Source organism: Actinopolymorpha singaporensis, from assembly GCF_900104745.1.
Taxonomy (GTDB): Bacteria; Actinomycetota; Actinomycetes; order Propionibacteriales; family Actinopolymorphaceae; genus Actinopolymorpha; species Actinopolymorpha singaporensis.
In genome coordinates, this window is record NZ_LT629732.1 from 2,102,144 (window position 1) to 2,124,247 (window position 22,104).

Annotated in this window: 22 protein-coding genes and 1 pseudogene; 12 read left to right on the forward strand and 11 right to left on the reverse strand. The window is 69.8% G+C overall.

All coding sequences use genetic code 11. The features are described from left to right. The first annotated feature begins 349 nt into the window (after positions 1–349). The gene (locus BLU27_RS09590) at positions 350–2,335 is read left to right on the forward strand and encodes an elongation factor G (RefSeq protein WP_092657465.1); all 1,986 of its coding nucleotides are present in this window, start codon (positions 350–352) and stop codon (positions 2,333–2,335) included. Between the two features lie 335 nt (positions 2,336–2,670). On the opposite strand, the pseudogene BLU27_RS09595 reads toward BLU27_RS09590, so the two are convergent. The 3 genes and pseudogenes from BLU27_RS09595 to BLU27_RS09605 form a co-directional block, all read right to left on the reverse strand. Further along, positions 2,671–3,675: pseudogene (locus BLU27_RS09595) on the reverse strand (fatty acid desaturase family protein); the annotation flags it as partial. Between the two features lie 86 nt (positions 3,676–3,761). Beyond that, positions 3,762–4,526, reverse strand: a complete 765-nt coding sequence (locus BLU27_RS09600; protein WP_092652519.1) for an AAC(3) family N-acetyltransferase — start codon at positions 4,524–4,526, stop codon at positions 3,762–3,764. A 66-nt stretch (positions 4,527–4,592) separates the two neighbouring features. Further along, positions 4,593–4,793 (reverse strand): hypothetical protein, encoded by a 201-nt coding sequence (locus BLU27_RS09605; RefSeq protein ID WP_092652521.1) that lies wholly within the window; start codon positions 4,791–4,793, stop codon positions 4,593–4,595. Between the two features lie 198 nt (positions 4,794–4,991). Between BLU27_RS09605 and BLU27_RS09610 the strand changes: the two genes are divergently transcribed. From BLU27_RS09610 to BLU27_RS09630, 5 genes are all read left to right on the forward strand, one after another. After that, the gene (locus BLU27_RS09610) at positions 4,992–5,858 is read left to right on the forward strand and encodes a nuclease (protein ID WP_092652523.1); all 867 of its coding nucleotides are present in this window, start codon (positions 4,992–4,994) and stop codon (positions 5,856–5,858) included. 136 nt (positions 5,859–5,994) lie between these two features. Further along, positions 5,995–7,209, forward strand: a complete 1,215-nt coding sequence (locus BLU27_RS09615) for a phosphatidylinositol-specific phospholipase C1-like protein (protein WP_241827883.1) — start codon at positions 5,995–5,997, stop codon at positions 7,207–7,209. Positions 7,210–7,364: 155 nt separating this feature from the next. Continuing rightward, positions 7,365–8,771 (forward strand): alkaline phosphatase PhoX, encoded by a 1,407-nt coding sequence (locus BLU27_RS09620; RefSeq protein WP_197681757.1) that lies wholly within the window; start codon positions 7,365–7,367, stop codon positions 8,769–8,771. A gap of 156 nt (positions 8,772–8,927) precedes the next feature. After that, entirely contained in the window at positions 8,928–9,671 is a 744-nt protein-coding gene (locus tag BLU27_RS09625; RefSeq protein WP_092652529.1) for an NAD-dependent epimerase/dehydratase family protein, read from the forward strand. 44 nt (positions 9,672–9,715) lie between these two features. Then, on the forward strand, positions 9,716–10,999 hold the full coding sequence (locus BLU27_RS09630; RefSeq protein WP_241827884.1) for a TrpB-like pyridoxal phosphate-dependent enzyme: 1,284 nt from the start codon (positions 9,716–9,718) through the stop codon (positions 10,997–10,999). Positions 11,000–11,102: 103 nt separating this feature from the next. Here the strand turns inward: BLU27_RS09630 and BLU27_RS09635 are convergent, their stop codons facing one another. Both BLU27_RS09635 and BLU27_RS09640 read right to left on the reverse strand, forming a co-directional pair. Then, on the reverse strand, positions 11,103–11,420 hold the full coding sequence (locus tag BLU27_RS09635; protein ID WP_092652531.1) for a winged helix-turn-helix domain-containing protein: 318 nt from the start codon (positions 11,418–11,420) through the stop codon (positions 11,103–11,105). After that, on the reverse strand, positions 11,417–11,863 hold the full coding sequence (locus BLU27_RS09640; RefSeq protein WP_092652533.1) for a hypothetical protein: 447 nt from the start codon (positions 11,861–11,863) through the stop codon (positions 11,417–11,419). The genes BLU27_RS09635 and BLU27_RS09640 overlap by 4 nt, the downstream gene beginning before the upstream one ends. A gap of 119 nt (positions 11,864–11,982) precedes the next feature. Between BLU27_RS09640 and BLU27_RS28915 the strand changes: the two genes are divergently transcribed. Together BLU27_RS28915 and BLU27_RS09645 are read left to right on the forward strand one after the other, a co-directional pair. Further along, positions 11,983–12,129, forward strand: a complete 147-nt coding sequence (locus tag BLU27_RS28915) for a hypothetical protein (RefSeq protein ID WP_157728373.1) — start codon at positions 11,983–11,985, stop codon at positions 12,127–12,129. Beyond that, positions 12,129–12,866, forward strand: a complete 738-nt coding sequence (locus BLU27_RS09645) for an aspartate/glutamate racemase family protein (RefSeq protein ID WP_092652535.1) — start codon at positions 12,129–12,131, stop codon at positions 12,864–12,866. Before BLU27_RS28915 ends, BLU27_RS09645 begins: the two co-directional genes overlap by 1 nt. 222 nt (positions 12,867–13,088) lie before the next feature. On the opposite strand, the gene clpX is transcribed toward BLU27_RS09645, so the two are convergent. Beyond that, positions 13,089–14,444 (reverse strand): ATP-dependent Clp protease ATP-binding subunit ClpX, encoded by a 1,356-nt coding sequence (gene clpX / locus BLU27_RS09650; protein ID WP_092652537.1) that lies wholly within the window; start codon positions 14,442–14,444, stop codon positions 13,089–13,091. A gap of 173 nt (positions 14,445–14,617) precedes the next feature. Between clpX and BLU27_RS28920 the strand changes: the two genes are divergently transcribed. Further along, positions 14,618–14,827 (forward strand): hypothetical protein, encoded by a 210-nt coding sequence (locus tag BLU27_RS28920; RefSeq protein ID WP_157728375.1) that lies wholly within the window; start codon positions 14,618–14,620, stop codon positions 14,825–14,827. A 207-nt stretch (positions 14,828–15,034) separates the two neighbouring features. On the opposite strand, the gene BLU27_RS09655 is transcribed toward BLU27_RS28920, so the two are convergent. Both BLU27_RS09655 and BLU27_RS09665 read right to left on the reverse strand, forming a co-directional pair. Beyond that, positions 15,035–15,355 carry a rhodanese-like domain-containing protein gene (locus tag BLU27_RS09655; RefSeq protein WP_092652539.1) on the reverse strand — a complete coding sequence of 107 codons (321 nt, stop codon included), beginning with the start codon at positions 15,353–15,355 and terminating at the stop codon, positions 15,035–15,037. A 718-nt stretch (positions 15,356–16,073) separates the two neighbouring features. Continuing rightward, positions 16,074–17,264 carry an NAD(P)/FAD-dependent oxidoreductase gene (locus BLU27_RS09665; RefSeq protein WP_172804921.1) on the reverse strand — a complete coding sequence of 397 codons (1,191 nt, stop codon included), beginning with the start codon at positions 17,262–17,264 and terminating at the stop codon, positions 16,074–16,076. Between the two features lie 136 nt (positions 17,265–17,400). Between BLU27_RS09665 and BLU27_RS09670 the strand changes: the two genes are divergently transcribed. Then, entirely contained in the window at positions 17,401–18,360 is a 960-nt protein-coding gene (locus BLU27_RS09670) for a phosphatase PAP2 family protein (protein ID WP_092652541.1), read from the forward strand. Positions 18,361–18,431: 71 nt separating this feature from the next. Here BLU27_RS09670 and BLU27_RS09675 read toward each other — a convergent pair whose 3' ends face one another. After that, entirely contained in the window at positions 18,432–18,683 is a 252-nt protein-coding gene (locus tag BLU27_RS09675) for a hypothetical protein (protein ID WP_092652543.1), read from the reverse strand. Between the two features lie 654 nt (positions 18,684–19,337). Between BLU27_RS09675 and BLU27_RS09680 the strand changes: the two genes are divergently transcribed. Next, the gene (locus BLU27_RS09680) at positions 19,338–19,730 is read left to right on the forward strand and encodes a WhiB family transcriptional regulator (protein ID WP_092652545.1); all 393 of its coding nucleotides are present in this window, start codon (positions 19,338–19,340) and stop codon (positions 19,728–19,730) included. Between the two features lie 151 nt (positions 19,731–19,881). On the opposite strand, the gene BLU27_RS09685 is transcribed toward BLU27_RS09680, so the two are convergent. Continuing rightward, a complete protein-coding gene (locus BLU27_RS09685; RefSeq protein WP_092652547.1) occupies positions 19,882–20,433 on the reverse strand; it encodes a hypothetical protein in 552 nt (183 codons plus the stop codon). A gap of 377 nt (positions 20,434–20,810) precedes the next feature. Between BLU27_RS09685 and BLU27_RS09690 the strand changes: the two genes are divergently transcribed. Further along, complete coding sequence (locus BLU27_RS09690) at positions 20,811–21,110, forward strand: hypothetical protein (RefSeq protein WP_092652549.1); 300 nt, start codon at positions 20,811–20,813, stop codon at positions 21,108–21,110. 74 nt (positions 21,111–21,184) lie between these two features. Here the strand turns inward: BLU27_RS09690 and BLU27_RS09695 are convergent, their stop codons facing one another. Continuing rightward, positions 21,185–21,826: an HNH endonuclease family protein gene (locus BLU27_RS09695; protein WP_206744646.1), complete on the reverse strand. Its 642-nt coding sequence runs from the start codon at positions 21,824–21,826 to the stop codon at positions 21,185–21,187. Positions 21,827–22,104: the final 278 nt, after the last annotated feature.

Genomic DNA, 22,104 nt, shown 5'->3' on the forward strand with positions numbered 1-22,104 from the left:
TGTCGTAGCCGAAGGAGCCTGGACCATCCTCGCCCCACCTCGCTCGTGCTGCCTCGTGTGTACGTACCGGCCCGTTCGAACTGCCTCGGCACGCCAGCATGGTGAGCGTCGCGGCGTCCCGGCAATCGGTTATCGGACCGTTCGGCCAAGGGGTACGGATGCCGGGCCTGCGGAGTTGCGTGGGGGCCGCCGAAAACCGGTTGCCGGACCGTGGGGGCCGGTGTTTCACTCCGCCCAGCCGACCAGGCCCACCAGCCGTCGAGGCAGACCGAGAGGGAGACGCAGATGCGAGCCACGTTCATGTCCATCCGAGAAGGGATCTTCATCTACGTAGAGGACATGACGCGTGGTGCGGACGTTGAATCTTGGGATTGTGGCTCATGTTGATGCGGGGAAGACGAGTTTGACGGAGCGGTTGCTTCATCTGGCGGGGGTGATCGCGCGGGTGGGCAGTGTGGATGCGGGTGATACGCAGACTGATTCGTTGGAGTTGGAGCGGCGTCGGGGGATCACGATCCGGTCGGCGGTGGTGTCGTTTGTGCTGGATGGTGTGTCGGTGAATTTGATCGATACGCCGGGGCATCCGGACTTCGTCGCCGAGGTGGAGCGGGTGTTGGGGGTGTTGGATGGTGCGGTGTTGGTGGTGTCGGCGGTGGAGGGTGTGCAGGCGCAGACGCGGGTGTTGATGCGGACGTTGCGGCGGTTGGGGATTCCGGTGCTGGTGTTCGTGAACAAGGTCGATCGGGGTGGGGCGGACACGGGGCGGGTGTTCGGCGAGATCGGGGAGAGGTTGACGCCGGCGGTGGTGGCGATGGGGCGGGTGTTGGGGGAGGGCACTGGGGGTGCGGGGTTCGTGGCGTATGGGCCGGAGGATGAGGCGTTTGTTGCGGGGGCGTGTGAGGTGCTCGCGGACGTCGATGAGGAGTTCCTGGCGGCCTGGGTGGATGGTGGGGCGGAGGTGGTCACCGGTGGGCGTGTTCGTCGTGAGCTGGTGTGCAGGGTGGCCGAGGGGCGGGTGTATCCGGTCTTTTTCGGTTCGGCGATCACCGGTGCGGGGGTGGCGGAACTGGTGGACGGGATCATCGGGCTTCTTCCGGCGGTCGAGGGTGAGGTCGATGCCCCGGCTGCTGGGACGGTGTTCAAGGTGGAGCGTGGCCCGGCGGGGGAGAAGGTGGCCTATCTGCGGATGTTCGCAGGGGAGTTGCGGGTCCGGGAGCGGGTGCGGTTCGGTGGGGGTGACGGCGGGGGTGAGGGTGAGAAGGTGACCGCGATCGGGGTGTTCGAGCAGGGGGCGGTGGTTACGCGGCCGTCGGTCACGGCGGGCCGGATCGCGAAGGTGTGGGGGCTTTCCGGTGTGCGGATCGGTGATCGGCTCGGGGAGCCGGGTACCGGCGTGGGGCAGCAGTATTTCGCGCCGCCGACGTTGGAGACGGTGGTGGTGCCGGTCCGTGTGGGTGACAAGGGCCGGTTGCATGTGGCGTTGACGCAGTTGGCCGAGCAGGACCCGTTGATCAATCTGCGTCAGGACGATGTCCGTGGCGAGTTGTATGTGTCGTTGTACGGGGAGGTGCAGAAGGAGGTCGTCGAGGCCACCCTGGCCCTGGAGTACGGCATCGACGTCACCTTCCGCGAGACCACCCCCATCTGCGTCGAACGCGTGCTTGGCAGCGGCTCTGCCGTGGAAGTCCTTGGCAGGAACGAGAATCCGTTCCTCTCCACGGTCGGGCTTCGGGTCGACCCGGCCCCGGTCGGGTCCGGCGTGCGGGTCGAGCTGGATGTCAAGCTGGAGTTGATTCCGCTCTACGTCTTCAAGTCCGTCGAGGAGTTCCGGCAGGCGTTGCGGAACACTATCGTGGAGACGTTGCAGCAGGGTCTGCACGGTTGGCAGGTGACCGACTGCGTGGTCACACTGACCGACTCCGGATACGTCTCACCGGAGACCGGCGCGGGTGACGTTCGCAAGCTGACGCCGCTGGTGTTGATGAGCGCGCTCCGGCAGGCGGGCACCGTGGTCTGTGAGCCGGTGCACCGGTTCCGCCTGGAGTTCCCCGCCGACACGCTAGGTGCGGTCCTTCCGCTGCTGGGTCGGCTGCGCGGGGTCCCGGGCGCGCCGCTCGTCCGCGGCTCGTCCGGCGTACTCGAAGGTGACATCCCGGCCGCCATGGTGCACGAGTTGCAGCAGCACCTGCCGGGAGTGACTCACGGAGAAGGTGTGCTGGAGTCGGCGTTCGACCACCACGAGCCGGTCAGGGGCGCCTTTCCCACCCGACCGCGCACCGACCTCAACCCGCTCAACCGCAAGGAGTACCTCCAGCACGTCCTGCGCGGAGTCTGAGCGATCAGCGCCGAAATGCCCAGGAGGGAACGGGTCGCCGCACCGGGCCCTCCCTGGCCTCCGGTCAGTTGGTCTGCCGCGACACCCGGGCAGGCACCGGCGTCCTGGAAGCGCGAAGTCCGGCGCCGACGCTGTGGAGGTGGCCGAGCGCCTCGCCGTAGGAGCGGACCAGCCCGGTCTGGTGGTAGCGGATGCCGTGTTCCTCGCAGAACGCCTGCACCAGCGGTTGCGCACGAGACAGGTTCGGCATCGGCATGGTCGGGAACAGGTGGTGCTCGATCTGGTAGTAGGTGGTGCTCGATCTGGTAGTTCAGCCCGCCCAGGGCGCGGTCGACGAACCATCCTCCGTCGACGTTGCGGGAGGTGAGAACCTGCTTGCGCACGAAGTCCAGCGTCTCCTCCACCAACGGCATGCCCTTGTGGTTGGGGGCGAAGGAGCAGCCCATGTAGAGACCGAACAACCCCTGGTTGACCGCGAGGAAGACGAGCGCCTTGCCCGGCGACAGCACCAGGAAGAGCGCCGACATGCAGGCAACGGTGTGAACGGCAAGCAGGACGCCTTCCACGGCACGAGCCCTGACGTCGCCACGCCACAGGGCGCGCACCCCGGACGCGTACAGCCCGAGGCCCTCCAGCAGGAGCATGGGGAAGAAGAGGTACGCCTGCCAACCGGTGAAGGTCCGCGCCAGGAACCCGCGCCGTGCGTCCGCCTGTTCGCGGCTCCACGCGATCCCGCCGACGCTGACGTCGGGGTCCTCGCTGACGTGGTTGGGATTGGCGTGGTGCCGGGTGTGCTTTCCGATCCACCAGCCGTAGCTCAGCCCGACTCCGAGATTGCCGAGCAGGATCCCGGCGCGCCGTGCGGCTCGCTTGGACGTGAAGACCTGCCGGTGTCCGATGTCGTGGGTGACGAACGCGACCTGGCCGAAGACCACGGAGAGCACCGCCGCCAGCAGGATCTGCCACCAGGAGTCGCCCAGCAGGACGAACGCGGCGCCGGCCGCGGCGAGCACCGTGACCGCCGCCGTGATTCGAACGGCGTAGTGACCAGGACGCGGGCTGAGCAGGCCGGCCTCGCGGACCCGGTGGGTGAGGTTGGCGTACTCGCTCTCGCGCGCACCTGGGGTGGCCGGGCCGCGTCGTGGGCCGGAGGGACGATCGGGCAAAGGAGCCGACGGGTACGACATACGCAAACTTCCTGACCTGGACGGATGGGGCGCCGCATCGGATTGATCCTTGGTGGATCGCCGACCGCACCGGATCCCCCGGTGGTGCGTACGTCTGCAGACATGCACGGTGAACGCGATCTTCGCCGGGACACTGCCGGACAGATACGACATCCGCCCCTTGGTGACAGGCACTTGGGCACCCCGGCGGGGATGTCGTCGACTCCGAAGCCCTGACAGTACCCCAGTGCCTGCTGCTGCTACCGACCCGCCGTGGGCCGTACGAAGAAGCGCGGTGCGGCGCGAAGGACCTCGACGCCGAGTGACACCAGTCCTCCGGCCGGCATCAGCCGAGCGGTCGCCGCGCCGACGGGCCCGGTCGACTGGAGTCCGCGCTGCACCAGGAGGGGCTCGATGGCACCGAAGTTCCGCGGTGTGCCGTACCGATGGACCCAGTAGTCCCGTCGCTCGGTGCGGCCCGGCAGCGCAAGCACCGCGCGCACCGGCGCCGGCTGAAGGTGGTAGTCGGAGCCGGCGAGTTCCTCCACGTGGTGCAGCGTCGTGTTGGACTCGTGGTCACAGCCGAGCAGCAGGATCATGCCGTCGGGGTCGGACGCGAGCTTCGCGTACGGCGAACCCGGGCCGCACGGGGTGACGCAGTCCTCGTGGCCCTGCGTCAGACGCCGGGCGGCCGCACCGATCGCCGCCACCGAGTGCGTCGGGTGCGCGGACCGGACGGCACCGTCCCAGGTGCGTACCGTCTGGGGAATCACCCCGGTCCACGACGGCGTCTCCGCGAGGTCGAACGCCACCTCCGCGTGCGGGCCCACCTGTTCGCTCCCGGTGAGGGTCGGCGCCAGCACCGTCCCTTCCGTGCCCACCACGTCGAGCAGGGCGCGTACGACCGTCGCGGGCCCGCCGACCACGTGGCCCATCGACGACAGCGAGGAGTGCACGAGTACGTGGTGCCCGGGGCGCAGGCCCAGTTGGCTGAAAGCCGTACCAAGGTGTTCGGCGTCGACCATGCGCGCACCCTTCGTCGAAGTCCGTCGTCGTGTGGACGAGTTGTCCACCAGCACCGTAGCCGGACGTCAGCGGAGCCGCGGCGGGGCGCCGAGCGGGAACCGCCGCACCACGGTGAACGACGCGGCGGTCGTCTCGGTGTACCAGAGCTCGGTCGCGTCGAACTCGGTCGCGTCGAACTCACTCGCACCGAGGACGCCGCCGGGGCGGTGGCCGGTCAGTGCCGCGAGACATGCCGGGCCGTCCGGGGCGGTCCGCGGATGCGCCACTGTCGCGTGCGGGGGGAAGTCGACGGGCCGGAACGGCGGGACTCCGCCGGGATACCGCCCGGGATACCGCCGGGATTCCGACGGGATTCCGACGGGACGGCGAGTATCAGCCCACCCGGGCGCCCGGGCTGCTATCAAGGAGAGAACGCAGGTACACAAGGCACCCGCCGGCAACCGCAGAAGCAGGAGGGTCCGACGATGCCACTCGCCGCCATTCCCGGAACGTTCCAGGTGATCGGGGCATCCCCGGACGGTGACTCCGTACGCTTCCGGCCGGACGACCCGGACGCGTTCGCGAACGCCGGGATCAAGGCTCATACGAACTCCTCCGGCGCCGCGCAACTGCGCCTGGACGCGATCGACGCCCTGGAGACCCACTACACGCCGCGGAGCGCACCGCACCCGTGGCGGCAGCCGGCCGACCTCGGTGACGGCGCGGCGACCGCACTGCTGGACCTGCTCGGCTTCAGCGACGTCCAGCGCGACGAGCACGGCATCGTGACCGCCGCGACGCCGGAGACAAGGCCCGGCTACATCCTCAGCCGCTTCGCCGACAAGTACGGCCGGGCGGTGTCGTTCGCCTACGCCGGCAAACGGCGCGGAGGTGCGAGCGGTTCGGTCTACCTGGAGGTCCCGGAACTCCGCCGGTCGGTCAACCACCAGCTGCTCAGCGCCGGTTGGGTGTATCCCACCTTCTACTCGCTGCTGTACTTCGACCTGCGCGAGGAGCTCGCACGTGTCTCGGTCGCCGCGCGTGCCGACAGGAAGGGCGTGTGGAGGCACGACTCCACGCTGACGGGCCTCGGACTGACGTCACGTGACCAGCTCCAGAACCAGCTCGTCATCCTGCCGAAGCTGTTCCGCCGGTTGGCCGACTACCTCACCCTGGACGAGCCGAGCAGCGTCGACCTCGCCGGGTTCCCTGCCTTCCTCGAGGCGAGGAACGACCGGATCTTCACCGTCCCCGCCGGCCAGGCGACAGCGTTCGCCACCCTGGTGGAGCGTCGCCGGCAGCGGTTGAAGCTGACCATCGCGCCGGAGCAGATCGTCTTCCTCGAGGCCTGATCCGGTCGTCTTCTCCGGTACACACGCTGGAGACTTGGCGTTTTCTTGCCCTACGCCTTGCCAAGTAATGATCTTGGTCGCAGACTCACCCTCCAAGTGGCGGGGGAGTTCCGGCCTGGACCGTGAGGCGGTCAGAGTGAGAGGACACGACGTGGGCAGGGGTGGGCGTAGGAACGTCGTCGCGGCCGCGGCGACACTGATGACCGCGGCGGCATGCGTGCTGTCCGCCACAGCGACACCGGCGGGCGCGCAGACGCGCGAAGCCGCGGCGACCGCACGCGCCGCGGGCGACAACGTGGTGAACCTCAACGAGATCCAGACCATCAACACGCACAACTCCTACAAGCGGGAGACCAGCCTCGCCGAGCAGGCGGCGTACGACGAGATCACCGGAAACCCCGGTGCCTACCGCAACGGGCTCGCGTACAGCCACGCCTCCCTCGCCGACCAGTTCGAGCACCAGAACGTCCGGGGCATCGAACTCGACCTGCGCCCCGACCCCGAGGGCGGGCTCTACCGCTACCCGATGGTGCGGCGCGACGCGGGCCTCGGCCCGTTGACCGATCCTGCCTGGTCCGAACCCGGCATCAAGGTGTTCCACGTCGCCGACGGCGACTACAACTCCACGTGCGTGCGGTTCGTCAGCTGTCTGCAGCAGGTCAAGGCGTGGTCGGACGCGCACCCGACGCACGTACCCATCACGATCATGTTGGAGCTGAAGGGCAGTGACCGCGCGTTCGCCGAACGCGGCGGCGTGGTGGTGCCGCCGTGGGATGCCGCCGCCCTCGACGCGATGGACCGCGAGATCCGGTCGGTGTTCGCCGACGACGAGATGGTCACCCCCGACGACGTACGCCGGCCCGGCAGGACGCTGAACGAGTCGGTCACGCAGGTCGGCTGGCCCACTCTCGCGCAGGCACGCGGCCAGGTGATGTTCGTCTTCAACAATGTCGGCAACTCCTCGCCGTACACCGACAACGGCCACCCCAACCTCGAGGGCAGGATCGCGTTCGTCAACGCCGCGCCCGGTCAGCCGAACGCCGCCTACCGGGGCCGGGACGAGGTGATCCAGCTGTTCGACGAGATCCAGGACCTGGTGCGACGCGGATACTTCGTCCGTACGCGTTCGGACTACTCGTTGTCGACCGTACGCGAGGAGGACTTCAGCCTGATCGAGGCCTCGCTGGGCAGCGGCGCCCAGGTCATCTCCACCGACTTCCCGGCCGTCGGCATGGCCGCCCGCTACGACAGCGACTACGTGGCCCAGCTGCCCGGTGCGGTTCCTGCCAGGTGCAACCCGGTCAACGCGCCGAGGACCTGCCGGAACTCCCTGCTCGAACCAGCCAACTGAGCTGTCCGGGCGAAGGACGGCCGCGGAGAACTGTTCTCCCGTCGTTCGCCCGCCGGACATTCGGAACCGGCTCTGTGATCGTCTGCGACCGGTTCGGTGTGACCTGTTCGTGCGCACTGCTCCGACACGCAGTGCCGATTCGAAGGGTGATGTGCATGACCTCGCTTTCTCGACGTGACCTCCTGGCTCGCAGTGGTGTGACGGCGATGGGCCTCGCGTTCGCCGGCAGCATCGACACCGTTGCCGGGCCGCGCGCCGCACTGGCCGACTCGGGCCAGGCGGTCGGCTACGGCCCCCTCGTGCCGGACCCCGCGGGAATCCTCGCGCTGCCCGAGGGCTTCAGCTACAAGATCGTCGCGGAGGTCGGCAAGACCACCCTGGTGACGGGGGAGCCGACGCCCAGCGACCCCGACGGCACCGCGAACTTCCCGAGCCCGACCGGTGCCACGCTGGTCAACAACCACGAGGTGGGTGGCTCCGAACCGTTCCGCGTCCCGGCGTTGCCCGGCCTCACCTACGACCCGGGTGCCGGTGGTGGCACCACGAACATCGAGGTCGACCACGACGGCACCCGGCTGCGTGAGTACGTCAGCCTGGCCGGCACGCACAACAACTGCGCCGGCGGCCTCACGCCGTGGAACACCTGGCTCACCTGTGAGGAGACCGAAGCCCGCGCGGGCGGCGCCCTGCAGAAGGACCACGGGTACGTCTTCGAGGTCGACGCGTTCGACCAGCAGGCGAACATGGACCCGGTGCCGCTGAAGTTCCTGGGCCGCTACGCCCACGAGGCGGTGGCGGTGGACCCGCGCACGTCCGCCATCTACGAGACCGAGGACGCCGGCGGACCGAACGGCCTGTACTACCGCTGGACTCCGCCGAAGGGATTCCGTGGCGGCAAGGGCGCGCTGCGGGCGCTGGCGCTCGGCACGGGCGGCGACACCGCCGGGACGCTCGAGGCCATGAGCTGCTACCTCGGCGGCAAGCACGTGGCCGACCTGTCGGAGGCGACCCGCCCGGGCACGACGTACCGGGTGCGGTGGGTCGAGGTGCCCGACCGTGACGCGCGCACCACCTCCGTACGCAAGCAGTTCACCGACGACCAGGTGACCCGCAGCCACAAGCTGGAAGGCGCCTGGTGGGCCGACGGTGGTGCGTACTTCGTCGCGAGCTTCGCGCGGACCGAGGACGGGAGCACCAGGGCTCACGACGGGCAGGTGTGGTTCTACGACCCCGCCTCCCAGACCGTGACGCTGAAGGTCATCTTCGGCGTCAACCCGAGCCCGGACGCCGACGGCAACTACGACGGGCCGGACAACATCACGGTCTCGCCGTACGGCGGGGTGATTCTGGCCGAGGACGGCGAGGGAATCCAGCACCTTGTGGGCGTCACCAGGTCGGGCCGGTCGTATCCGATGGCGCGCAACGACCTGAACGGCAACGAGTTCACCGGGCCGAACTTCTCACCGGACGGGCGGCTGTTGTTCGCCAACATCCAGTCGCCCGGCCACGTGTTCGCGATCACCGGGCCGTGGGAACACCTGACCCAGGGCGGCCGCCGCTGAGTCGGCGAGCCTGACCCGCTGACCCGCTGACCCGCTGACCCGCTGACCGAGCGCGGCGACCCCACGGGGTGCCGCGCTCGGCCGCGTCGCGAGGTACCCGGCTTCCCATTAGCATCGGCTTCGGCATACCGACGGCCGAGACGGAAGGCGTACCCCATGACCGAGCGTGCTCCCATGGTGCTCATCACCGGCGCGGCCGGACGGATCGGCTCGACGCTGCGCTCGGCGCTGTCGCAGTACCGCCTCCGGCTGACCGACCGCGACCTCAGCGACTGCGAGCCGAAGCCGAACGAGGAGATCCTCGAGGCCGACCTCGCCGACTTCGCCGCGATGCGGCAGGCGGTCGAGGGATGCGACGCGGTCGTCCACCTCGGTGGCAACCCGTCCCCGTCGGCCACCTGGTGGGATCTGAAGGGGCCGAACGTCGACGGGCTCTACAACGTCTTCGAGGCCTCCCGGCAGGCAGGCGTACGCCGGCTGGTGTTCGCCAGCACCAACCACGTCACGGGCATGCTCGACGAGCGGGGTGAGTGGCCGGTGGGTGCGCAGGGCCCGATCGCGCCCGACTCGCTGTACGGCGTGACCAAGGCGCTCGGCGAGGCGATGGGCCGCTACTACTCCGAGAACAGCGACCTGTCGGTGGTCTGCCTGCGGATCGGCTGGTTCACCGGCGAGCACCAGCTGCTCGACAACGAGGGCTGGCTGCGGATGTGGCTCAGCGTGCCCGACCTAGGCCGGCTGATCAACGCCAGCCTGACCGCTGACGTACGGTTCGGGATCTACTACGGCGTCTCGGCCAACACGCCGATGCGGTACGACATGGAGAAGGCGCGCACCGAACTCGGCTACGAGCCCATCGACGACTCCAGCAAACTCCTCGCGGACCGCACTGACGGCTGATGCCCTGCGGGGGTGCATCAGGGGGCGGGGTTACGGTGGCCCGCATGGGTGAGCCGACCAAGATCCTGCTCGACGAGTCCGACCTACCTCGCCGGTGGTACAACCTACTGGCCGATCTGCCCAGCCCACCGCCGCCGGTGCTGCATCCCGGCACCAAGGAGCCGGTGGGCCCGGACGACCTGGCGCCGTTGTTCCCGGGGGACCTGATCGCCCAGGAGGTCACGGCCGAGAGGTACGTCGACATCCCGGAGGAGGTTCTCGAGGTCTATCGGCTGTGGCGACCCTCGCCGCTGTACCGCGCGCACCGCCTGGAGAAGGCGCTCGGAACCCCGGCGAAAATCTTCTACAAGTACGAAGGTGTGTCGCCCGCCGGCTCGCACAAACCGAACACCGCCGTCCCGCAGGCCTACTACAACGCGCTCGCCGGCGTTCGGCGGCTGACCACCGAGACCGGGGCGGGCCAGTGGGGAACCGCGCTTGCGTTCGCGTGTTCGCAGTTCGGCCTGGACTGCGAGGTGTGGCAGGTCCGTGCGTCGTACGACCAGAAGCCGTACCGCAAGGCGATGATCGAGACCTTCGGCGGCGTGGTCCATCCGTCGCCGTCGGAACTCACCGAGGCCGGCCGGGCGGCGCTGGCGAAGGACGGCGGGTCCCCGGGTTCGCTGGGCATCGCCATCTCCGAGGCGGTCGAGGTCGCGGCCGGTGACCCCACCACCAACTACGCGCTGGGCAGCGTCCTCAACCACGTGCTGTTGCACCAGACCGTGATCGGGGAGGAAGCGCTCGCGCAGTTCGCCAAGGTGGGGTTGACGCCGGACCTGATCGTCGGCTGCACCGGCGGTGGCTCCAACTTCGCCGGCCTTGCGTTCCCCTTCCTGCGGGAGAAGCTGTCCGGCCGGATGGATGTGGCGGTCCGGGCGGTGGAACCGGCGAGCTGTCCGTCGTTGACCAAGGGGGTGTACGCGTACGACTTCGGTGACACCGCGGGAATGACGCCGCTGATGAAGATGCACACGCTCGGGCACGACTTCGTTCCGGCCCGATCCACGCGGGCGGACTGCGCTACCACGGGATGTCCCCGCTGCTGTCCCACGTCTACGAACTCGGTCTGTTCGAGGCCGAGGCCAGAACGCAGCGCGAGTGCTTCGAGGCGGGGGTCCGGTTCGCCCGTACCGAAGGCATTGTGCCCGCACCCGAACCCACCCACGCGCTTGCCTCGTGCATCGAGGAAGCCCTGCGCTGCAGGGAAACCGGCGAGGAGAAGGTCATCCTCACCGCGCTCTGCGGTCACGGCCACCTCGACCTGGCAGCCTACGCCGCCTACCTGAACGACGAACTCGTCGACCACGAGCTTCTCGAACGCGAGGTCGCAGAGGCGGTGGCGGCACTGCCGTCAATTCCGAATTGACATGGCCCGCCGTGGAGCGACGCTCAGTTGCTCCCCGGCGCGGCGGACGGTCCGGCGGCGAGCTGGTTGAGCACGTCCAGGTGTTTGGCGAACGCCCTTCGTCCGGCCCTGGTCGCCGCGAGCCAGGTCCGTGGCCGCCGGCCCACCTGACCCTTGGTGACCTTGACGTAGCCGGCCTCCTCCAGCGTGGTCACGTGCTGGGACAACACGGAGTCGGTGATCTCCACCGTCTCGCGGACGAAGCGGAACTCCACCTTGTCCGCGGGGAGCAGCGCCGCCATGATCGAGAACCGGGTCGGGTTGTGAATGACGGCGTCGAGCTGGTGACGCGGGTGACTCACGAACTCCTCCGCTCGCGTGCGGCCAGAGCGGGGAACGGCATTGCCAGGACGAGCGCGGCCAGCGTCCACCAGCCGAGCGAGTCGTCGGCCCGCCAGCGGACGATCGGGCCGATCAGGAGGAGGTAGGCCCCGAACCAGATCGCGGTGGCGACCAGCAGGCGACGGCCCGCTCCGCGCGGCTGCACCTCGTGCGAGTCCGCCCACCAGGCCAGCAGGCCCATCGCGATCGTCCAGGCCCCGGACGCGACGTACCGCGCGAAGCCGTCCGGGAAGAGGACCTCGATCGCCACGACCAGGGCGAACGCCAGAACGCCCACCAACAACAGGTACCTCGCCCACCAACGTCCCGCCGCGCGGGTCCGGCTGCCTGCCCGCGACGCGTCGGTCAGGGCCGCGCGGGCGTCGGACGAGCTGGGCTCGGGGTCGTGGCTGTGCTCGCTCATCGCTCTCCCTCAAGCTCGAATGTACTTTAGTGACCATAAAGTACATTGAGCGTCTCCGGCAACCCGCCGGGGAAGGGGGTGTCCGTTCAGGGACGGATGCCGAAGATCCGGACGCCCGGGTGCTGAGCGCGCTGGTGGTGGACGGCCTGCTGTTGCAACTGCTCACCGATCCTGCGGGCATGTCGGTCAGGACCGCGACCGGCGTTCTGCACGATCAGCTCGCCCGGTATGTCAACCTGGACAGCAGTCGGAGGAAGGGACATTGATGCGCACCATCGGCCTGATCGGCGGCATGAGCTGGGAGAGTTCGGCGGAGTACTACCGGCTGCTCAACGAGGAGACCAGAGAGCGGCTCGGTGGGCACCACTGTGCGCCCAGCCTGCTGCTCACTGTCGACTTCGCCGAGATCGAGGCCATGCAACGCGCCGGAGCGTGGGACGCGGCCGGCGCCCGGCTGTCACAGGCGGCCGTCACCCTGGAAAAGGCCGGCGCCGACGTGGTGGTGTTGTGCACGAACACGATGCACCTGGTGGCGGACCGGATCGCCGCGGCGATCGGCGTGCCGTTCCTGCACATCGTGGACGCCACCGCCGCGCGGATCACCGCGGCAGGGCTTCGGACGGTGGGGTTGCTGGCCACGCGTTACACGATGGAACACCCCTTCTACCGCGACCTCATGCGAAACCACGGGATCGAGGTGATCGTGCCGGACGAGCCGGACCGCACGCTCGTGCACGAGGTCATCTACCAGGAGCTGACCCGCAACAGGATCGAGCCGGCCTCGCGGGTGGCGTACCAGAAGGTGATGGCCGGACTGGCCGAGCGGGGAGCGCAGGCACTGATCCTCGGCTGCACCGAGATCACCCTGCTGGTGGACGAGTCCGACAGCCCGGTGCCGGTCTTCGACTCCACCCGCATCCACGTGGAGGCGGCAGTGGACCTCGCGCTGTCAGAAGACCCTCCGGCGCGCGAGTACCAGCCACGGCGGAGTGTGGGCGGCTGAAGGCCAAGACCACGAGGGCGCAGGCGGCACCTCTACACCCTCACCCCGGCTGGTCGGGACCTGTCACCGTCATCGTTGGGCTGCGCCGGTGGGGAAGAACGCCACTGGCAGCCCCGCCGACGTCGACACGACCTCCGTGCGCAGGGAGTGCCGAGCGCAAGAACGGATTGACAGTGCAGAAGGACGGATTGACAGTCCGGTCAGGCGGGTTCGACGGTCCGGTCAGGCGGGGCGGTCCCGCCGGTCGGTGCGCCGGCCGCGAGGAGTGGATCGATCGCGGGGTACGAGTGTCGGGTTGACGTTGTCCAGCACCGTCTCGCGGGTGACGATGACCCGGGCCACGTCGTCGCGGCTGGGCATCTCGTACATCAGGTTGAGCAGAACCTCCTCGAGGATGGCGCGGGTCGCCCGCGCGCCGGTCCTGCGCAGCAGGGCCTGCTCCGCGATCGCCGTCACAGCATCGTCGGTGAACTCCAGTTGGACCCCGTCGAGTTCGAACAGGAGTTGGTACTGCCGGACCAGCGCGTTGCGGGGTTCGGTGAGAATCCGCGCCAGGGCCGCCGCGTCAGGTGAGTGCACGGTGGTCACGACGGGCAGCCGGCCCACGAGCTCCGGGATGAGCCCGAACTCGCGCAGGTCGTCCGGTGTCACGTCGTCCAGCCCGGCGTGCTCGTCGCGCTGGGTGCTGAGGCGGAGCGAGGCGCCGAAGCCGACACCTCGGCGCCCGGACCGGCTCTCGACGATCCGCTCGAGTCCGGCGAAGGCTCCGCCCACGACGAACAACACGTCCCTGGTGTCGAACGGGACGGAGTCCTGAGCCGGGTGCCTGGCACCACCGCCCGGCGGGACGTCGACCACGGCGCCTTCGAGGATCTTCAGCAGCGCCTGCTGGACGCCCTCGCCGGAGACGTCCCGGTTGATCGACGGGTTCTCACTCTTGCGGGCGATCTTGTCGATCTCGTCGATGTAGACGATCCCCGTCTGGGCCTTCGCCACGTCGTTGTCGGCGGCCTGGACCAGCTTCCGCAGGATGGTCTCGACGTCCTCGCCGACGTAGCCGGACTGGGTGAGCGCGGTGGCGTCCGCGATCGCGAACGGCACGTCCAGGAACCGCGCCAGCGTCTGCGCGAGGTAGGTCTTGCCGGAGCCGGTCGGCCCGATCAGCAGCACGTTGGACTTGCCGAGCTCCACCCGGTCGTCGGTCCCGGCTGCCGTCAGGTGGCCGCCAGGCCCGGTCGGCTGTCCGCCGGATCCGGCCCGGACGCGCTTGTAGTGGTTGTAGACCGCGACGGCCAACGTCTTCTTCGCGGCGTCCTGGCCGACGACGTACTGGTCGAGGAAGCGGGAGATCTCGCGTGGTTTGGGCAACCCCGCCGGTCCGGACACCGCCGTCCGCGCGTCCTCGCCGGAGTCGGCGGCGGAACGGAGCAGGTCCTCCTCGAGCAGTTCCTTGCACAACCGCACGCACCCCGCGCAGATGTGGACGCCCGCCGGGCCGGCGATGAGCCGTTCGACCCGCCGGTGGCTCTTTCCGCAGAACGAGCACCTCAGCTGGTCGCCGTCGCCCATGTGTGCCACTGGAACGCCTTCCGCCCTTCGCCTTCGCCGAAACGGATGCCTGCTCCTGTGCTCGGTCCCCGCGCCGGCAGTTGGTCCCTGCTCCTGCGCGCGTTCCCACCCCTCGCAGCACCGCCCGGCAGCCACCGTGAACGTACCGTAGATCACCGCCGCGACCGGCCTATCCTGGCGGCATGATTTCCGGACCGGCGCCAACCGGGCAGCCGCCCCAGGAGGGGGACGTGTGCCCGGTCTGCCGCGAACCACTCCGGCCGACCTCACCCACCACGTCGGTGGTGGAGGTGCCGACCTGGAGTTGCCCGTACGACTGCGCTCTGACCGTCTGCGCGGAGGAGTGGGAACGCGCGGTCCTGGCACTCGACCGCGAGCGCCGCGGGAGGTGACCCGCAGGCGACCGCCCTGGCGAACTACACCGCGGCGGCGACGATGGCGGCGATTCGTTCGGCCGTGCTCGGCCCCTCGGCGATCTGCTCACCGTGCAGGTACGCCGCGACCTGCACGCACTGTTCCTTACCCGAGCCGACCGCCTCGTCGACGGCCCGCTGGACCTGGCGAATCGGGCCGGGTGACACCAGATCGGCCGGGTGGTCTCAGGTCGGCGAGTCGCCGGTCACCACGGGATTGCCCGCCCGCATCCACCCGAGCGTTCCACCGGCGACGGAGTGGGCGTCCAGGCCCGCCCGGGTGAGGACGTCGGCGCCGGCCAGGCTGCGATGACCGCTCGCGCAGATCACGTAGATCGGCTGGTCCTTCGGCAGGCTCGCGGTGTGCTGGACGAGGGTGCCCAGCGGGATCAGCCGCGCCCCGGGCACGTGCCCGGCGGTGTACTCCTCCGGCTCGCGGACGTCCACGGTGAGGTGGCCCTCCTCGTGCGCGCGGACGAACTCCGGCATCTCGACCTCGTGGGCCATGTGGTTCCCCTCACGGTGTGTCCTGCGGCGTCGGCCGGCGCCGGGTCGACCCTACCAACGGGCCGGAACGTGGGTCCCTGGCGCACGCCGTGCCCTGAGTGCACCGGACCAGGGAGTACGGCCCGCGCGGCGTACGCGGATCGGCGTAGGAGCGAATCGGCTCCCGGGCGGATGATCCGGCCCACCCCGCCGCGTGAGGATGACCGGATGCCGCTGACCACCGCGACGGATCCGGGCCGCGTGCCCCTTCCCTCAGTCCGCGTGCCCGCCCTCTCCGGCCGGGCGCGCAGGGGAGTGCTGCTCGTCCACATCGCCGCCGCCGGAACGTGGCTCGGCGTCGACGTGGTGATGGCGGTGGTGGTGTTCACCGCGGTGCTGTCGGACGACCCCCGGACCGTCGCACTGTGCTATCAGGCGTTGCACCTGTTCACCGTGTGGCCGCTCCTGGTGACCGGCCTGGTGTGTCTGGCGAGCGGGATCGTCCTCGGGCTCGGCACGAAGTACGGCCTGCTGAAGTACTGGTGGGTGGCGGTGAAGCTCGCCCTGAACCTTCTGCTCACCGGGTTGGTCCTGGTCGCGCTGCGGCCCACGGTCACCGAGGCGGCGGAGTACGGCCGGCAGCTTGCGGCGGGGCATCCCGGTGTGCCGCCGCGGGACATGATCTACCCGCCGATCGTGTCGCCTCTCCTGGTGGGGTTCGCGTTCGTCCTGGCCGTGTTCAAGCCGTGGGGGCGGATCCGGGCGAGGTCGGGCAACCGAGTCGCGCCTCGGGACGCAGGTCCGCGGCGAGCTCCTCGCCCACGGCGGCCCGGGCCAGGGCGCGCCCCAGGGCGGGAGCGTGCTTGAAGAGGTTGTTGCCCGCCACGAACAGCACCTGCCCGGCCGGGCCCTCGGGCCCGGCCCGCCAGACGGCGAGGCCGTCCGGGCCCCAGGGCAGTTCGGTCGTCCAGCAGTGCACGTGGCCGAGGGGGTCCGGATCCAGCCCGGGCAGCGCCTCGCGTACGTAGGCCACGGCGCCGTCGGCGAGTCTGCCCAGCCCGTCGGGGTCGGCCACACTGCCGTCCGGGCGTGCCGCCACGTGTCCGCTGACCCCCACGGCGTACGCACGACTACCGGGAAGGGCAGCCGCGTAGATGCTGCCCGCGGTGAAGTCCCCGCTGCCGTCCTGCAGGCAGGCCAGCCTCGCCGGCGGCTCGCCGCGCACCGCGAAGGTCACCCGCGCGTGTGCCCCGAACTCGACCGGCACCGTCAGCCCGGCTCCGCGGGCGAGGGCAGGCGTGCCGCGGCCCGCACAGACCACCACCGTGTCGTAGTCGGCGCGACGGCTCACCGAACGCACCTGCGCCCGGGCGTTCGTTCCGCCTGACCCGCCCGGTCCTGGAGATCCTTGCCCGGGCCCCGCGGCGTGCACCGACAGCACCTCGTCGTTGACGATCTCCCCGTCGACGGCCGCCGCGAGCGCACGGATCGCGGCCTGGGTACGGATCGCCCCGGCCGTCTCGTCCAACATCGCCGGCGCCGAGCCGGCCGCCCGTCCCCGGACCAGCGGCACCAGCTCCGCGAGCTCGCCGGCGTCGACCATCCGGGCGGGCACACCAGCCTGGCGCAGCAGCGCCAGCCGTCGCTCGGTGTCCGGCCCGATGCTGACCGCGCCGTCGCCGGACACCAGCTCGACTCCGAGCCGGTCCTGCCAGGTGCGCCAGACCGCCCGGCTCTCCCGCGCCCACGCGACCAGCCGGGGATCCTCGTGCGAGTGCCGGAACAGCCGGGACTGGCCGGTCGACTGCCCGTTGCCCGGGACGCCCACCTCGTAGACGTCGGGCCGGACGCCGAGTTCGGTCAGCGCGTACGCCGTACTCAGGCCGACGATCCCTGCTCCCACCACGGCGACCCTCGACGCACTGCCCATGCCAGGACTGTTCATCTGTCCCACCGCCCCATCCGGTCTCGTCGTGCGATCGCCCGGCCTGTCCACGACCGAATCTAACGTGGCAGGGCACTTGGATCTTTCAGCGCGGACGGCGCCCGGCCGCTACCGTGACCGGATGCGGAGTCTGGTACGCGGGTTGCTGGCTGGTTGGTTGCTGGCGCTGGCGGTTGCGCAGACCGCCGCGCTCGCGCTCGTCTGGTGGATCTTCATCCGCACTCCCCACGGCCAGGTCATCGACGCGACCGTGTTGCGCGGCACGAGGTTCGGCCGGGCATCGGTGGAGCAGTTGGTGAGCGGCGTACTGGACGCGGTCTCCTTTGCGTCGCTGGTGGCGGCGACGATCGTGCTCGGATTCATCGCGCTTGCCCGGCGGCGGGTCCTGCTCGCCGTGGCGGCGACCGTACTCGTCGCCGGCGCCAACCTCACCACGCAGGTCCTGAAGGACTACGTCGTCTCCCGGCCGGACCTCGGCATCGCGGGCACCAACATCGGCGCGCCGAACAGCCTGCCGAGCGGGCACATGACCGTCGCGGCCTCGGTCGCGGTCGCCGCGGTCATGGTCGTGCCGGCACGGTTGCGGGCGATGGTCGCGGTCCTGGGCGCCTGCTACGCGGCACTCACCGGGATCGCCACGCTGTCCGCCGGCTGGCACCGTCCAAGCGATGCTCTCGCCGCCCTGCTGATCGTCGGCGCCTGGGCGTCGGTGGTCGCCGCCGTTCTCGTGCTCGCCCAACGGTCCCGGACCACCGGCGCGCCGAGTGACCCGCACCCTCGGATGGTGGGCGGGCTGGCGTTGGTGGGGGGTGCGGCGCTGGTGGGTGCGGTGCTTCTCGTCGCACTGGCCGACCAGGGCCCGCTGACGCCACCGGTCGAGGTGGGCCGGAGCCGGTTGGTCCTTGCCTACGCAGGAGGTGCCGTCGGCGTGGCGGGAGCGACCTGCCTGACGATGGCGGTCGTACTGGCCACGGTGCACCGGGTGGTCCCGCGACTCGCCGAACCGACTGTGGCCGCCCAACCGACCGGTCCGGACACGGACCTCGTGGTGGCGGCCGGTGAACCGGACCGAACCGACTGAGCGGTCCCGCCGGGACGCGAGCCGATGCGGCCGCGAGCGAGGGGCATCTCCCAGGGCCCGGGCCCTGGGAGCTAGGGCTGCCGCCTCGTCACGGCGAGGCCTTCGGCGCCGGCCACGGGGGCGGTCGCCGGAGCCACCGCTTCCGGAACCTTCGCGCCGGTGCGCTTCGCTTTCCGCCACCAGCTCCGTGCCTCCGCGCGTCCTCGCCCACGGTGGCGGCCGGTGACGAGATTGTCCTCGATGCGATCGAGGAGAAGCACCACGGCGACGATGCCGATCAGGCCAAGAGTCAGTTGCAGGACAGCTTGCAGGACGTTCGCCATCGGTTTGTCTCCGACCTTTTCTCGACTCCTGGGCAGCGCTGCGGCGCGAGCCTAACACCATCGAAGTGTTGTCGCTGCCCGGCGAATCCGGGGCACGGCGACGCCTGCGAACCACGAGTGAAGTGATGTCGAACGCGGCGAAAATCCGGCCGCTGAAGGCCTGAAAACGGAATGTCCGAGTGCTTGTCGTCACCCACGTCCGTCACGATCTGGATTTTGCGTGACCGCAGTTGCGACAGATTCTCGGGCCGCTGCCGGAGAAATGCAGCAGTGCGACCGGCGCACACGCTGGGTGCCCTGCCGGTCGCAAGAGTGGGGACTTGCGTCGACGGGTTTACTACGTAAGGTTGTCGCCTGCAGGTTCACGCGGTGGGCCTGCCGCTCACAGCGGGCGACGTTCTACTGAGAGGCCCTGAGTATGCGCACTGCGTCATTCGCGGCGCGGCACCGGCGCCGGCGGCCATTCATTCCGAGGCTCTGAACCGCCGAATTTGGCCTGGTTCGACCCGGTGCGATGGGTCGTTTCCGTTGCTTGACTGGCACAGAGTGCTGTCAAGCAACGGAGGTCGACTGATCGTCACGGCCGGAAGGTCCGACCCGATCTTGTGAACACATCTGCGGCGGGGGGGGCCGTGGCAACGAGAGGTTGTCAGCATGCCCGAGCGCCGAGCCGCTCAGCCCGGGGGGCGAAACAGGCCCATACCCGACGGAACGTGGGAATGGCACCAGTCGGCCGCCTGTGCCGGCGAACCCTCTGACGTGTTCTACGGACCTGAGGGTGAGACGTTGCCCGCACGCCGGGCACGGGAGGCGCGGGCGCTGTCCTTCTGCGCCGCCTGCCCCGTGTGCGACGAGTGCCGCGACCACGCACTTGGCCTCCCCGAGTCGTACGGCGTGTGGGGCGGAACCACCGAGGGCAGCAGGCTCGCCGTTCGCCGGGGCCGCAGGCCGGCCCCGGAGCCGGGCGAGCGACCCGCCGCCCATGCGGCGCCCGCGGGGCAGACCGTCACTTCCGGCGCCACCACCACAAGGTCGGTGCCGGCCTGAGTTTCGTCGTATCGGCCGTGGTCACGCCTACCGCGTCGCACCGCGCCCGCTCGGCTCTACTCCGGACACGAGAACGCGCCCCCGCCGACGAGGCGGGGGCGCGTTCTTGACTTTCACCGTCTGAGCTTGCGCCTCAGGCGTATGTCTCGGGTCAGCCCAGGATGCCGAGGATCTGGTTCAGCAGGTTGGCGATCTGACCGAGGACGAGGTTCAGTCCACCGGTGTTGTCGAGCAGACCGGTGACGGCGCAGAGCAGGTTGCCCAGCAGGTTGCCGGGGCCCTGGTCGGCGGTGATGTTCAGGTGAACGGTGTCGAGGTGGACGACGAGGCCGAGCAGGTCGAGATCCAGCGGCCCGAGCACCAGGTCGAGAATCTGGCAGCTACCCGTCGAGGCCGCGGTGTTGACCGGCAGGGTGACCGACTTGTCGACGGCGGCGGTGCTGCCGTCGGCGCGGGTGAGGTCTCCGGTGAGGTCGCCGATCGCCACCAACTTGCCGTTCTGGGTGGCGAACTTGGTCGGCGTGAAGGTGCCGTCGAAGGTGCTTCCGTCCGCGGCTGTGCCGGTGACCGGTGCCGACACCGTGCTGGTGGTGGCCGTCGCGGCGTCCGGGGCGGTGGCGGCCGAGGCGGCACCCACTCCCACGAAGGAAAGGGTCGCCAACGCGACGACGAAGGCGATCACCCGGGTGAATCGTCGGGACATCGGTATGGGTCCTTCCGTAACTTGATCGGGACTTCATCACCTTTGCGAGAACCAAGGGGCCGTTCAAATCGCCGAACGATCTTCGGCACCCTCGTACGTCCCCTCCGGAGTGGAGAAACTGCTGGTCAAGCGGGAGATCGGGACCAATCGAAAAAAGATCTCAGAAAGCGTGATCCGGTCACGCCTGTAAGTGCGTGATCCACCGAAAGTGGCTCGCCGACCACCCAGCGTGTACCCGACGGAAGGGGAAATTCGGTGCATATGGCCCAGTGGTTCCTTACGGGTTCCGGCAGGCGTCAACCACGAAATACCGTTAATCTGATCGAACACGGCGGCCAACGGAGGGTGGCTGTCCGGGGATCTAGGAGCGACAACCAATGAGCGACACCCCGTTGTACGACCAGTTGGTCAACGAACGCCTCGGCCGGGGGCCGAGCGAGTTCGAGGGGCACGACACGTGGGACGACTCGGAGGAGGCGCGCGCAGCCTTCGAACGCGGTGCGGCGCAGGCCCGCGCTCTGGAGGAGCGAGCCGCCGGGCCGGAGCAGACGGACACCGGGAAGCAGTCCACGGCGAAGCCCGGCCTGGAGAAGGCCCCCGACCGGAAGCAGCTGGAGCATCAGCCCGTCGGCGAGCAGCAGACGCGCACCCCCGGAAAGCCGCTCACCCCGGCCTGAGCCGGGCTCCGCGGAGCCGCCGGCCCGAGGAGCCGCCGGCCCGAGGAGCCGCCGGCCGCCGGCAGCTACTACCACTACCGGCACTGGGTGAGCATCATCGACTTGTCCGCGCGGGTGACGGGCAGGTCGTACTTCAGCGCCACCTGGCCGAACCGCACCGCGTACGCGCAGCGGATCGGCTTGTTCGGTGGCAGCCAGGACGCCGGGCCGGAGTCGCGCTTGGCGGAGTTGGTCGCGCCGTCGACCGGCATGAGGTTCAGCGGGTCGTTGGCGATCTGCTCCCGCCGGTCCTCGGTCCAGTGGGCCGCGCCCAACTGCCACTCGTACGACAGGGGTACGACGTGGTCGATCTGCACCTTCGCCGCGTCCTGCTTCCGCCACGAGATCGCCTTACCCGTATAGGGGTCGGCCAGCGTCATGGCCATCACGACGCAGTTCGATCCTCTGCGGTAGCGCAGGTGCTGCCCGTCCCGGGCGAGCACGTCGTTTCGGGTGTCGCAGCCGTTGCGGGCGAAGGGAACGCCGTCGGCGGTGTCGGTCCAGTCCGAGCCGAACCGGTCGCGGTCGTAGCCCGTCTTCGGTCCGCGCCCGGCCGTGCGCACCTTCTCGATCAGGCGGCGCGCCGCGCCGAGTTCGGCGGCCGAGGTGAGAGGGGCGAGGCCGGGCTTGGTGCCGTCGGGATTGTCCAGCGGGTCGACGGCGCGTCCGTCGGACACCGGCGCTGAGGTCGCTTGCACGGCCGGCGATGTGGTGGTCCGGTCCGTCGGCCCGCCCACCGGAACGCCGTCGACCTCGAGGGTGCAGCCCGAGCCCGCGACGGCGCAGAGGAGACCGACGGCGGCGATCGTCGCCCTGGTGCGGCCCCGGCGCGGGCCTCGGCCCCGGCGCCATCGTCGGCCTGCGTTTTGCGGCTGACGCCGGTCAGCTCCCACCTGTTCGTACACGCGCATCGCCCACGATCCCTGGACTACGGTTGCCGCCGAGGATCATAGGA